At 39.4% G+C, this 12,408-nt stretch carries 16 protein-coding genes; 9 read left to right on the top strand and 7 right to left on the bottom strand.

The features are described from left to right. The first annotated feature begins 309 nt into the window (after nucleotides 1-309). Nucleotides 310-1,032, top strand: a complete 723-nt coding sequence (locus LPB86_RS14535; protein WP_230645180.1) for an NUMOD1 domain-containing DNA-binding protein — start codon at nucleotides 310-312, stop codon at nucleotides 1,030-1,032. Nucleotides 1,033-1,074: 42 nt separating this feature from the next. On the opposite strand, the gene LPB86_RS14530 is transcribed toward LPB86_RS14535, so the two are convergent. Continuing rightward, on the bottom strand, nucleotides 1,075-1,509 hold the full coding sequence (locus LPB86_RS14530) for a DUF805 domain-containing protein (protein ID WP_230645178.1): 435 nt from the start codon (nucleotides 1,507-1,509) through the stop codon (nucleotides 1,075-1,077). A gap of 202 nt (nucleotides 1,510-1,711) precedes the next feature. On the opposite strand from LPB86_RS14530, the gene LPB86_RS14525 reads away from it, so the two are divergent. After that, the gene (locus tag LPB86_RS14525) at nucleotides 1,712-1,936 is read left to right on the top strand and encodes a hypothetical protein (protein WP_230645176.1); all 225 of its coding nucleotides are present in this window, start codon (nucleotides 1,712-1,714) and stop codon (nucleotides 1,934-1,936) included. A 74-nt stretch (nucleotides 1,937-2,010) separates the two neighbouring features. Further along, the gene (locus LPB86_RS14520; RefSeq protein ID WP_230645174.1) at nucleotides 2,011-2,634 is read left to right on the top strand and encodes a porin family protein; all 624 of its coding nucleotides are present in this window, start codon (nucleotides 2,011-2,013) and stop codon (nucleotides 2,632-2,634) included. Between the two features lie 73 nt (nucleotides 2,635-2,707). On the opposite strand, the gene LPB86_RS14515 is transcribed toward LPB86_RS14520, so the two are convergent. Then, nucleotides 2,708-3,274, bottom strand: coding sequence for a hypothetical protein (locus tag LPB86_RS14515; RefSeq protein ID WP_230645172.1), 567 nt, complete (start codon nucleotides 3,272-3,274; stop codon nucleotides 2,708-2,710). 120 nt (nucleotides 3,275-3,394) lie between these two features. Between LPB86_RS14515 and LPB86_RS14510 the strand changes: the two genes are divergently transcribed. From LPB86_RS14510 to LPB86_RS14495, 4 genes are all read left to right on the top strand, one after another. Then, the gene (locus tag LPB86_RS14510) at nucleotides 3,395-3,964 is read left to right on the top strand and encodes a Crp/Fnr family transcriptional regulator (RefSeq protein WP_230645170.1); all 570 of its coding nucleotides are present in this window, start codon (nucleotides 3,395-3,397) and stop codon (nucleotides 3,962-3,964) included. Nucleotides 3,965-4,043: 79 nt separating this feature from the next. Beyond that, a complete protein-coding gene (locus LPB86_RS14505) occupies nucleotides 4,044-4,454 on the top strand; it encodes a RidA family protein (RefSeq protein ID WP_230645168.1) in 411 nt (136 codons plus the stop codon). 52 nt (nucleotides 4,455-4,506) lie between these two features. Beyond that, the gene (gene nudK / locus LPB86_RS14500; RefSeq protein WP_230645166.1) at nucleotides 4,507-5,085 is read left to right on the top strand and encodes a GDP-mannose pyrophosphatase NudK; all 579 of its coding nucleotides are present in this window, start codon (nucleotides 4,507-4,509) and stop codon (nucleotides 5,083-5,085) included. Between the two features lie 94 nt (nucleotides 5,086-5,179). Then, the gene (locus tag LPB86_RS14495; protein ID WP_230645164.1) at nucleotides 5,180-6,025 is read left to right on the top strand and encodes an NAD(P)-dependent oxidoreductase; all 846 of its coding nucleotides are present in this window, start codon (nucleotides 5,180-5,182) and stop codon (nucleotides 6,023-6,025) included. Between the two features lie 235 nt (nucleotides 6,026-6,260). Here LPB86_RS14495 and LPB86_RS14490 read toward each other — a convergent pair whose 3' ends face one another. The 3 genes from LPB86_RS14490 to LPB86_RS14480 all read right to left on the bottom strand — a co-directional run bounded on the left by LPB86_RS14490 (nucleotide 6,261) and on the right by LPB86_RS14480 (nucleotide 8,604). Continuing rightward, nucleotides 6,261-6,839: a hypothetical protein gene (locus tag LPB86_RS14490; RefSeq protein ID WP_230645162.1), complete on the bottom strand. Its 579-nt coding sequence runs from the start codon at nucleotides 6,837-6,839 to the stop codon at nucleotides 6,261-6,263. A 71-nt stretch (nucleotides 6,840-6,910) separates the two neighbouring features. Further along, on the bottom strand, nucleotides 6,911-7,378 hold the full coding sequence (locus tag LPB86_RS14485; RefSeq protein WP_230645160.1) for an OsmC family protein: 468 nt from the start codon (nucleotides 7,376-7,378) through the stop codon (nucleotides 6,911-6,913). Continuing rightward, nucleotides 7,375-8,604 (bottom strand): MFS transporter, encoded by a 1,230-nt coding sequence (locus tag LPB86_RS14480; RefSeq protein WP_230645158.1) that lies wholly within the window; start codon nucleotides 8,602-8,604, stop codon nucleotides 7,375-7,377. Before LPB86_RS14480 ends, LPB86_RS14485 begins: the two co-directional genes overlap by 4 nt. Nucleotides 8,605-8,777: 173 nt before the next feature. Here LPB86_RS14480 and LPB86_RS14475 point away from each other — a divergent pair, with 173 nt between their 5' ends. After that, nucleotides 8,778-9,638: a methylated-DNA--[protein]-cysteine S-methyltransferase gene (locus LPB86_RS14475; RefSeq protein WP_230645156.1), complete on the top strand. Its 861-nt coding sequence runs from the start codon at nucleotides 8,778-8,780 to the stop codon at nucleotides 9,636-9,638. On the opposite strand, the gene LPB86_RS14470 is transcribed toward LPB86_RS14475, so the two are convergent. Then, a complete protein-coding gene (locus tag LPB86_RS14470; protein WP_230645154.1) occupies nucleotides 9,610-10,866 on the bottom strand; it encodes an MFS transporter in 1,257 nt (418 codons plus the stop codon). The two genes, LPB86_RS14475 and LPB86_RS14470, sit on opposite strands and share 29 nt — an antisense overlap. A gap of 163 nt (nucleotides 10,867-11,029) precedes the next feature. On the opposite strand from LPB86_RS14470, the gene msrA reads away from it, so the two are divergent. After that, complete coding sequence (gene msrA, locus LPB86_RS14465; protein WP_230645152.1) at nucleotides 11,030-11,530, top strand: peptide-methionine (S)-S-oxide reductase MsrA; 501 nt, start codon at nucleotides 11,030-11,032, stop codon at nucleotides 11,528-11,530. Nucleotides 11,531-11,582: 52 nt separating this feature from the next. Here the strand turns inward: msrA and LPB86_RS14460 are convergent, their stop codons facing one another. Further along, a complete protein-coding gene (locus LPB86_RS14460) occupies nucleotides 11,583-12,338 on the bottom strand; it encodes a hypothetical protein (RefSeq protein ID WP_230645150.1) in 756 nt (251 codons plus the stop codon). Between the last annotated feature and the right edge of the window lie 70 nt (nucleotides 12,339-12,408).

Raw genomic sequence — 12,408 nt, 5'->3', positions numbered from 1 at the left:
ATCTTAAATATTTCCCGCTGGATGAAGGTACAATTCAACGAGCTTAATTTTGGCACATATAAAATTAAACAGACTACGGTTTCCGATGCTGCCAATCATGCAAACATCAGCCCAGGCTTTAGGATACAAACTTTAAAACAGAGCTCAAAGGAGATAAATTTTGCTAAAAAGGTCTTTTTAATATAAAATATCAATATATTTATAATTAATATTCATAAACACATAATATTCTTCGTGTGTTTGAGTTATTGATGTAAATATTCACCAAATACATATGTTTAAATTCGCAATCTCAATCGGATAAATGCTATGATAGAACGTAAAAAGTTAATTGCAACTATTAGCCGGTACAACCTAAGTGGAGACCTACTAGAAACTTATCCCAACGCTAGAATTGCCGCAGAGGCAATGAACAGTTCACAACAATTTATTACCTACGCAGCCCAGGGCAAAAAAGCACTTACTGCATGCGGTTATATCTGGAGGCGAGGCGCAGAGCCAAGTATTGACCTTACTCCTTTATTAAAAGAGCGCTGGCATCCAAGTTCTCCCCTTGCCGGAAAACAACACACTGTTGGGCAGTATGACCTTGAAGGAAATCTATTGAACACCTACACCAATACAAAAACGGCAGGTAAGGCGGTAGGCTTTCATTATCAAGGTATAAGAAAAGTAATTCGTGGTGAGGGCTTAACCTACGGCGGCTTCATCTGGAGCAAAGAAATCAAAAAGAAAATTAAAGTAAATCCAAGAATCAAATCTGACACCACTATTTCTCAGTATGATTTGGATGGCAGATGGATCAAATCATTCAAGAATGCCTATTTAGCAGGTATTGAAACAGGAGTTGATGACAGCAGCATTACCCATGCCATCAATGGAAAAGTACTTACCGCAGGCAAATACATTTGGCGTAACGGCCAGGCACTCCGCCTCAATGTAAATGAATTGCGCCGGCACCCGCATTATGCAGGGTCGGCCTTGCAAAGGCACATGAAAAAGAAACGTGAGTTGGTTACCAGCTTAGTTTAAATTAAAGAGGCCACGTATGTGGCCTCTTTAATTTATTTATATTTAGAAATTTTGAACTTCATTCGTTCCAAAATGATCGGGATTTAAAATATCTCCTTTGGGATTTGGTCCCCATTTATTCTCCATAATCTCGCTATCTGTACATAACAACACAAGTAGCCAAATCCCACCAACAATAGGTATAAGTGCAATAAAATAGAACCAGCCAGATTTGCCTACATCATGAAGACGTCTAACTGTAACCGCAATGCCTGGTACAAGTGTCACTAAAGCATACAACATGTATACATATCCATACGGAAGACTTTGAACCCCAAAGCCAGTGTCCATTTTAAAAGTCGTACCTAATACATTGTCAATAATACTAGTAATTATTAACGCTATAAGTTGAAATAACACAAACATCCAAAATTCTTTCCTTCTTGATCTGGTGCGGAAATCACCATAACTTTTAAGCACTTTTAAATACCACTCCATAATTTAATTAATTTAGATTTGACTGTTAAGGCACAGCTTCTGCCCCGTTTTCAATGGTCTCTGGACTCCATTTATAAACCTAAACAAAAATAGCGCCTAAACAATCAGGTTTTACAATTTATTGTTTAGTAAGTTTTGTCAACTACAAACATATTTTATTCAAAGACGTTATACTCATAAATCTTTCACAAATCCTATTTATATGAAACATCAATTTGAACCATCAAAAGATCCAAAAGAAGAAGATAAACTACGGGATGAAAACGCGCTGGAAGATCGAAGTACAGAAGATGGTCTTCCCGACGGAGATGAGCTTCCAGATCCTGATCAAGAGGATAATGAGGTAGAAAATGATGATCTAGATTTAAATCATGATACAGAGGATGATCTTAGCTTAAACACAGATCGGGAAGACTTTGATTATTAATATTGCTACTTCAATTCTCTTTATGTATTCTTAAAAACTATGTATATTTTCGTGAAATCTTTTAACGAAAATATATGAAAAAATTAAGCTTGGTACTACTTGCAGTAGTATGTTATTTTAACGCTCTTTCTCAAGAAAAAGGCAGTTTTGAATTCGGGTTCAACGTAGGTTATAACGCGGCTACCGTAACTAGTGGTACAAATACAAACAGCAGTTATAGAAGTGGTTTTAACGCTGGTGTTATTGCCGACTATTTCTTCTCTGACAGATGGAGTATTAAAACCAAATTAACTTATGACCAAAAAGGCTGGGCTGATGGCTTCGTCAGAGATACTGACAGCGGTCAGGAGTTTAAAACCAATTTCAACATTGATTACCTGAGTATACCATTGATGGCAAACTGGCATTTTGGTCGTAAAAGAAACTGGTATCTTCACTTTGGACCTTATGCCGGCATTCTACTAAGTTCAAAGGATAGTCGCTTTAGCAATGACCTTAAACCATATACACATAATACAGACATTGGTTTAGGTTACGGAATAGGTGTTAAACTTCCTGTTGCCAACCGTGTTAAAATCATTCTAGAACTTGATGGACAAGAAGGCTTCACAGATGTATTTAAACAGAATGACGTTGATCAAAGCTTTAAAAACAGCAGGTCAGGTTTCAATGCCGGACTGCTTTTCCAATTGAAATAATACATTAAATTTTCCATAAAAAAGGAGCCCTGAAATCAAATGATTTTGGGGCTCCTTTTTTATGCGGTAAAATCTATTTTACATAGCGCGGAACGCTTAAGCTGCTGGTTATACCAGGAGTTCCCGCAACTATGATCAGAATACTGCCATTCGTTTCATCGGCATGGTCAATAAACAGCTGATGCTCCTTACCTAGTCCCAATTGCATTTTATTAGAAGATATAGACCAATAAAACGGAGGTATCCCACTTAGAGACAGCTGATGTTTTTTCCTAAAATATCCCTTTTTCAGGCGACCTCTTATGACATCTGTTTTTAAGGCCACATCATCTTTGTATAGTGTAGAACTTATATGTTTCGCGTCCTTAAGTATCAATTCCATATGTGTAGCCTGAGCCAGTTCAGCCGAATCTTTACCCGGGGAGTTTTTAAAATGATACCAGATGATTGTTGGCAGTAAGGTATCTTTACCAGAATATAAAGTTAACTTTCTTTCAATTATGGCAGGATATTTACCAATCAACATGGGTGCTTGTAATGGCACTAAATCATTACGCCTAGGTATTTTAAGACTTACACAAGCACTTTGCAACATGATTATAGAAAAGATATAGACAAGTAAACAAAGTACATTCTTCATAAGCTAAAGTTATACTTCCTAAACATAATTGTACTGTATTAGTTTTCATCATTAAAAAACGGGAACAGTCCGGTATAGAAGTTCCCGTTTTTTGTAGTTACTTTATAACTTTACCTACCAATGAATAGTCTGATTGAAAATATTTCTTTTTATCATCCTCTAGCGGAACAAACGAAGGTTGAATTGCTCAAGATCTGCAAACTTGAAAAGTTTTTAAAGAATGAGGATATTTTGAAGGCCGGGGAATCTGCAAGGCATTATTATTTTGTCCATAGCGGACTGCTCGGTTACCATACCTCCGATGATGCGGGAAATATTATTTACAAGATCTTTTTTGAAGAAAATAGTTTTGTTGCTTCAACCGCTTCGATTATAAATGGCCAACCAAGCAATTTTACCATTACCGCTTTAGAAGAATCAGCACTCGTTATATTTCCGGCAAGAGCATTCAGACAACTTATCGAAAAATACCACGACTTGGCACTTGCTTATCTGAAATACCTTGAACATAATTGGGTAATCAAAAAAGAACAGATGGAAATTGATTTAAAATGGCAAACCGCTAAAGAACGTTATCACTCACTTAAAGCAAATCAGGCTTTATTCAATAGATTGAAATTACATCAAATTGCCTCCTATCTGGGTATTACACCAACGCAGTTAAGTAGAATCAGGAAGGAAGAAGGTTAAAAAACCTGGAAAGGATCAACATATGTAAACGTTTTTTATTTAGTGCGACACTAGCTTTGCATCAAAATAAAAATTACCAATGAGAAAATTTCATCTTACTAATGATAAAAACCTTTTTGACCCAACTCCATATGGGTTCAGTCACACTGCAATTGTACCAGAAAATAGTACGCTATTTTTTATTTCTGGTCAAAGTGGAGCAGAAGATAAAAACCACAAGCTGAGTTCCGACTTTAGGACGCAAGTAAAATTCGCACTCCAAAACATCACAACAATCCTCAATTCTAATGGCCTAAAACCAGAAAACGTTGCCAAATTCACCATTCTTATTGTCGACCACAGCCTGGAAAAACTACAAATTTATAACGAAGAGTTAAAGAAAATCTGGAAAGTTGTACCTTATCCAGCAAGCACACTGATTCCTGTACCCTGCCTGGCAATTGATGGCATGAAGGTAGAAATTGATGCTATCGCCGTTAGTCAATTTTGAAAATAGCCTAAATTTGTAATCCAAAGATTACTTACTTACAATATTCTGCTACATGATTGATAATATAAAAGTTATAGATACCCAACTCCTATCGGACAATTGGTATGTACTTAGAAAGATAACCTACGAGTTCACTAAAAAGAATGGCGCAAAAATAACCCAGAGCCGAGAAGTCTACGACAGAGGGAACGGAGCAACAATCCTGCTCTTTAATAGAGTACAAAAAACGGTAATTCTTACAAAGCAGTTCCGCCTCCCAACCTTTGTTAACGGCAATGAAACAGGAATGCTGATAGAGACATGCGCCGGTCTGTTGGACAGGGACAATGCAGAGGACTGCATCAGACGTGAAACAGAAGAAGAAACCGGATACAAAATCACAGAAGTAAAAAAAGTATTTGAAGCTTACATGTCACCAGGTTCGGTAACCGAAATTTTATACTTTTTTATTGCCGAATACGCAAAAGAAATGAAGGTAAATGAAGGTGGCGGGCTGGAAGATGAAGAAGAAAATATTGAGGTGCTGGAACTGGATATTGAAAAAGCGATGCAAATGATTGGAGATGGCCAGATTAGGGATGGTAAAACCATAATGCTTCTTCAACACATTAAACTCAATAATATTTTATGAAATAATAATAAATAGCTTAAATAACTTCAACTAAATTGTATCAACATATGGCCTCAAACCGTTGTTATACTATAATACAAATAAAACATAGAAGATGAAAGCATTTTTAGGGATCGGATTATTGGGTTCAAACTTTGTAAAAGCAATGCTGGCCAAAGGAGAGCAGGTACAGGTTTGGAACAGAACAGCAGAAAAAGCGCTGGTATTAGAAGCGGATGGTGCCAAAGCATTTGAAGAAGCAGCAAAAGCTGTAGAAGGAGCAGATATCATCCACCTTACACTTAAGGATGATGCTGCCGTGGATGAGGTATTGGCAAAAGCTGCCGCCGGATTTAAACCTGGAGCCATAATTATAGATCACAGTACCACTTCAGCAGAAGGCGCAATTAAGCGAACAAAACATTGGAAAGATGCCGGCTTCCGGTATTTACATGCACCTGTATTTATGGGCCCCATAAATGCGTTGGAAAGTTCTGGAGTTATGCTCGTATCTGGCGACCAAGAGTTTATTGCCACTGTAAAACCAGAATTATCAAAAATGACAGGGAAAGTAATGGATTTTGGAGAGATGGAAGGAAAAGCAGCTGGTATTAAGCTACTCGGCAACCTTTTTATCCTGGCTGTAACGGCAGGCCTTTCAGATAGCCTTCAACTGGCAAAAGCATCCAATATTTCTCCTGAAGATGTCATTAGCTTATTCAGTGAATGGAACCCTGCTACTTCTTTAACAGGCAGGATAAAAAAAATGAGTGCTGGTGATTTTAGTAATCCTTCCTGGGAGCTGACCATGGCCCGTAAAGATGCAGGCCTTATGATAGATACTGCTAAAGCTGGCGGTCAAACCCTAATCACAACTCCGTCAATTGCCGAAGTTATGGACACCTGGATTGATAAAGGTAGTGGTTCTGATGACTGGATGGTGATTTCTAAGGAAATATAAGGCATAAAAAAGCGGGCACAAACATCAGTCGGTACCCGCAATCTAAATTAACGCTCTCATTACAAATGTATAAAATTTATTATAATTTACAATCTTCTGTAAAAAAAATAAAAGTTCAGAACAATCAGCATTTAAGCTACTGAATAAGGAAGTATATTGCCAGCACCTGCAAGAAGGGAAAAAATAGCCCCTTCTTGCAGATATTTTCTAAAATTAGATAAAGTGAAAAACCGCCTTATTTAAACAATTTATTCAAGGCTGACGCTACCTTCGCAACGTCTCCTTTAATCGTTTCAGCTACTTTTTGATCTTTAACACCATCACAGTTGGCTTCAACAGTAACTTCGCCTGCTCCGTTTACAACCACTACTTCAAATTTATGGTCTCCAAACTTGAAATTTGCACTGAAGCCATTGGCATGCTTAGCAGTGGTTTTAATAAATTCATAACTGGTGCTTAAAGTATCAAAAGATTCTTTAACCGCCTGAAATATAAACTTGGTTTCAATGGTCAATTCGTTAACCACGATAACCAAAGATTGTAAAGCTGCTTTAAGTTCTGCGCTTGCGCTGGCAGGGGCAGAAATATCCTGCAACTCTTCCAACAAATCTTCACTCAGCAGGATTTCATTTTTATCGCTGATCATAAGGGTAACATTATCGCCTTCAGCAACATGCTCTAGCTGAATAATGCTGTTGCCATCTTTGATTACAGAAACACTTTCAGATTTCTTTTCAGTTTTGGAATCTACAATTGCTTTGCTAAGCAGATTAACAGTGTATTCCAACACTGGATATTGTTCAATTTGACTCATTTTTTATGATTTTTGCAAAGATAGAAATTCAGTTTTGATTACCGCTGTGCTGTGGAGAATAATGCTATTGCCTAAGCTAAGGCTGTAGCAATACCATGATGATGTACAGGAAAATTGACCGAATTGGCAATAAAGCATAGTTGATTTGCTTTTTCATGATAGGCCTCCAATTTTCGGAGCATGGATGCCTCTGCTACCACTACTACAGGGTTTAACGTAACAGAGGTAAAATGACCGGAACCATCAGAACTGGTCAGCATCTCTCCCGTAGCATGGTCCGTATATTCAAGCACCACTACGCCGCCCACTGCACATACATGCAAAAAAGACAGCATATGACAGGAACTTAAGGCAGCCAGCAGCATGTCTTCCGGATTGTGTTTATGCTTGTCTCCCCGAAAAGTTGGATCAGCTGAACCCGCCAAATCAATTTTGTTGTCAATTTGCAGGGTATAACTGCGGTCGTAACATTTGTAATCTGAGGTGCCCCGGCCTTTATTCCCTGTCCACTGGATAGATAATTTATACTGGTGTTTCATGGTTTTTGATTGATAATTTGACTTACCCGGTAAAGCAAAAAGATACTCAATGCCGAGATGACTACGATGACATAACCTACCATATTGTAATGTTCTAAAGGGCTGTTTTTGGTTTGCTGTACCACAATCATTCCCGAAACCGCAGCACCCACACCGCCAGCAATTTGTTGCAGCGAAGCATTGATGCTCATAAATGCGCCACGATCTGCCAGATCTGGTACGGCACTCGTTAAAGCTGTTGAAGGAACCATTCTGCTGAGCATACCCATCATCATTAAAACATTAAAAATCAGCACCAGCCAAAATGGGGTTAGGGATAAATTGGTATACAATACACAAACTATCATTAACCAAATGGTGGCAAAAGTAAAGATTTTAAATTTGCTTATTTTATCACTAAGGCGGCCAATTAAAGGCATGATCACCAATGAACTTATACCAGATACCATAAAAAGCGTAGGCAGTTGTTTTGTACTTATCCCCAGGTTATTGATGGCAAAGGCACTGCCAAATGGCATCAGCATAAAACCTCCGATAGATAGTAAAGCCGTAGCTGCGAAGCCAATGCGATAGTTACGTTTGGCAACTGTATGCCATAAATGGCTTAAAGCCGATTTGTCTTGCTGCACCAAAAGATGCTGTGTAACAGGTTTTAATTTGAAAAGAATGAATACCGCAATAATGACCGCCAGCGCTGCCGTCATTAAAAAAGGAGCTTCCCATCCCCAAATATTGGCAATGGCCAATCCAATAGGTACACCAAGCACCTGACTGGCCCCGAAACCCATCTGTACAAAGCCCATTACACGGCCCCGTTGCTGCAGGGAGAAAATATCGGCAATAATGGCCATGGAAATAGAACCAATTACACCGCCAAAAAGCCCTGTAATGATTCTTGCAGCAAGCAATAAAGGATAGGTATGTACAAGCCCGCAGAAAATTGTGCCCAGGATGAATCCTGTGTAGAAAAACAGCAGCAATTTTTTACGGTCAAATTTATCGGCAAAGCCTGCGGTGAGTAAACCAGAAAGTCCCGCGCTAAAGGCATAAGCCGATACCGCAATACCAAACGCAGCTGGCTTAAGGTTGAGCGACTTCATGAGCATATCTCCTAGCGGCGACATAATCATAAAATCCAGTATCACCGTAAACTGGGTCATGGCCAACATCACGATCACGATGACCTGATATCCTGTAAATTGCGTACGCTCCTGCTGTGTTTTCATTGCGCTATATATCCTGCTTTAACATGAGAATGGATCGAAAACATCTGTCAGCATTACAGGGGTGTAAATTAAAATTTCGTCAAAGATAGAAAAAATGCAGGTTTGAAATTCAGCAAGTTTCGGATTTCCAGATCTTAAAAGTATGCCGATATTCGTACCATCAATTACAGCACATGAACGAACAGGACCTGCTTAACTACAATAGAATTGCAGCCGCAATTACCTACATAAAAGCCAATTTTAAAAAGCAACCCAATCTTGAGGAACTTGCAGAAAAAATAAACCTGAGCCCTTTTCATTTTCAGCGGCTTTTTTCGGATTGGGCAGGTACCAGTCCAAAAAAGTTTTTGCAATACATTAGCCTGGAACATGCCAAGGCTTTGTTAAAAACGCAACAGGCTACATTATTTGATGCAGCGCATGGCACAGGACTTTCTGGAACCAGCAGGCTGCATGATTTATTTATCAATATTGAAGGCATGACACCCGCCGAGTATAAAAACGGAGGAAAAAGCCTGCTCATTCAGTATCATTTTGCCCCAACGCAGTTCGGAAATGTATTGGTGGCCTCCACAGCAAAAGGCATCTGTTATCTGGCATTTTATGAAGAGGAGGAAGCTGTTGCGCTTTTACTCCTTAAAAATAAATTCCCCAATGCATCATTTGAGCAAAAGACAACGGATTTACAGCAAAATGCCTTGTCTATTTTTGGAAACAAACAGCAACTGCTGCCTGAAATAAAACTGCACCTGAAAGGGACAGATTTTCAGCTCAAGGTATGGGAGGCACTGCTGAACATCCCAATGGGTAAACTCTCTACCTATGGCAGCCTGGCTGGCAAGATAGAAAATCCGACAGCTTCCAGGGCAGTAGGTACAGCCATTGGCAGTAATCCGGTAGCTTTCCTCATCCCCTGTCACCGGGTTATACAGGCCACAGGGGATTTTGGTGGTTACATGTGGGGCAACATCCGCAAAACAGCCCTAATTGGCTGGGAAAGCGCAGCTATTGCTCCGTATAATCCAGATCTTTAGAAAAAGTATCTTGCATTTTGCTGAGCGACCAAAAGGCCAGAAGGAGACAAATGACGCCAACAATGGCACCGGATTGTATGGCAGAATTGTTTAGTTGCGTTCTTAAATACTGAAATAAAAGAGAGATGGGCACCACCATTCCCCTTACAAAATTGGGTGCTGTAGTAGTTACCGTAGCCCTGATGTTGGTACCAAACTGCTCTGTAGCAATGGTCATAAAAATAACCCAGTAACCTACTGAGAAACCCAAAGCTACGCATACTGCATAAAATGTGAAGACTGAAACCCCTTTTAAAAAGAAAAATATAGTAATGGCAATAATGGCTACAAATAAATAGGTATAGACTACCTTGATCCTGCTTTTTAACACCTGACTTAACAAACCACTGGCAATATCGCCAAGTACCAGTCCACCGTAACAACAAGCTACCGCAGCACCGCCATTTACTGGACCAAGAACACCAAGTTCGACACCAAATTCTGGAGAGAGGGTGATCAATATTCCTACCACAAACCAAAGTGGGATGCCAATAAAAATACACCTCATGTATTTAAAAAAACGACCCCAGTCTGAAAACAACAAAAAGAAATTGCCATGAGATACATGTTCCTCCTTTTTAGATTTGCCAAACATTCCAGACTCCGAAACCCCTACCCTAAGTAAAAGAAGGGATAGCCCCAGTCCGCCACCAATAAAGTAAGAAGTCCTCCAGCTAAAATACTCTGCAATAAAATAGGCCACTACAGCGCCACTAACCCCAATAGAAGCTACTACCGTAGTAGCATAACCACGTTTTTCTTTAGGCATCAGTTCGGCAACCAGGGTAATTCCGGCACCCAATTCACCGGCAAGGCCAAAGCCTGCGATAAAGCGCCAGAAGCCATAAGATTCAACAGAATTGGCAAAACCATTGGCAATATTAGCCACTGAATAAATAAATATAGAGCCGAATAATACAGATAAGCGTCCTTTTTTATCGCCCAGAATACCCCAGAAAATTCCTCCTACCAATAACCCGATCATTTGAACATTTAAAAGCGTAATCCCTTCATTGGTTAGGGCCGTACCCGAGAGCCCAAGCGATTGTAAACTTGGCACCCTGATGATACTAAAAAGCAACAGATCGTAAATATCTACAAAGTAACCCAGAGATGCTACAATGACCGCAGCACTTAGTATTTTAGTGTTTTTTTCCTGTCCGGAATCGCTTGATATAGCCGATTTCATAATTAGCGTATTAGATGAGGTTTAATTGGTTAGCGTTTCAAATGTGCTGATTAGTTTTCATATTCACAATAAATTATGACGCTTTGCTTATAGGATTGCAAAAAACAGGATTGTTGTTTACAAATTTGAGCCGTATCTTTATACTCATCAAAAAGGAAAACATATGAATACTGAAAAAGCCATTTTAGCCGGCGGTTGCTTTTGGGGCGTTGAAGAATTGATCAGGCATTATCCAGGTGTAATCTCTACCGTGGTTGGTTATACAGGTGGTGATGTTCCTAATGCCACCTATAGGAATCATGGAACACATGCTGAGGGCATTGAGGTTGTTTTTGACCCCGCAGTGTTAACTTACCGTGGTTTACTGGAGTATTTTTTCCAGATCCACGACCCTACAACAAGAAACAGACAAGGAAATGATATCGGCACATCTTACCGGTCGGCAATTTTTTATGCCAATGAAAGCCAGCGGGAAACTGCCAGGAAATTGATATCGGAAATGGAGGCGTCTGGTGTATGGCCGGGGAGTATTGTTACCGAAGTAGTGCCTGTAACTGATTTTTGGAATGCAGAGCAGGAACATCAGGATTATTTGCAGAAAAACCCTTACGGCTACACTTGTCATTTTGAACGAGCAGACTGGAAATTACCAGAAGCTCAATAATATCCACATAAAAAAAGCCGCTAAGCGGCTTTTTTTATGTGGAATCAAATCTTTAAAATTTGATGAGTAATTTTTCGCTTACCAGCTTGGTATCTTTATAATATTCAAAAACCCAGTCTGCATCTTTTTTAAATACAAGTCCGTTAACCGTACCATTGCTGGCAATGAAATACTCGGCAACTGAGGTTTTAAATAAGCTGAGGATGATTTTTGGTGTAGTATCAATAAGCTGATATCCCGTAGCCGTAGGCTGGGCGTATACCGTTCCTGCAGCAGGTAAGGCTTCTGCAATAACGGCAGGAGCTGCGCGCACAACAGGAGCGGGAACAATTGAAGCAACAGGACTGGGAACAGCAGCTGAAGGGCTATTATAAGCGTAAGGAACTTCTTTAAAAGAGTTAAAAGCCTCCTGCAAAGCCATGTTATACGATAAGTTGTATTCTTTTTCTCTGCTTACGCCTTCTTTACCCTGAAAAACGACATTGCCTTTGCAATCTTTAAGCACCAGTGTAAGTTTGGTGGCAAACATAGAATTTTTAGACAACAAATCTGCGTTCAGGGCAGTACACCTGTTGGTTGCAATTTCAGAAGGCAGATCGGCATTATCAAAATACACCTTAAAGCCCTTATCTTCTAATAGGGTTTTGGTTACTGTATTTAACGTGTACTGATCATTCTGCTTTAGAAAACTAAAGCGTTCTGGCACCAACACATATTTATAATTGTTAATTGTGTTTTGAGCAGAGCCAGCTAAGGCAAAAGAAAGATTTAAAAGGAGCAGCGCTAAAGTTTTTTTTGTATTCAGCATAAGTCTATATTTTTAAGGAAAACACCAATAAGCCTGGGTAGGTACAAATATAACTTTATATTCAATAGGC

Source organism: Pedobacter sp. MC2016-14, assembly GCF_020991475.1.
GTDB lineage: Bacteria > Bacteroidota > Bacteroidia > Sphingobacteriales > Sphingobacteriaceae > Pedobacter.
The sequence above is the reverse complement of the archived record's forward strand: the minus strand, read 5'-3'. Positions and strand labels throughout refer to the sequence as shown.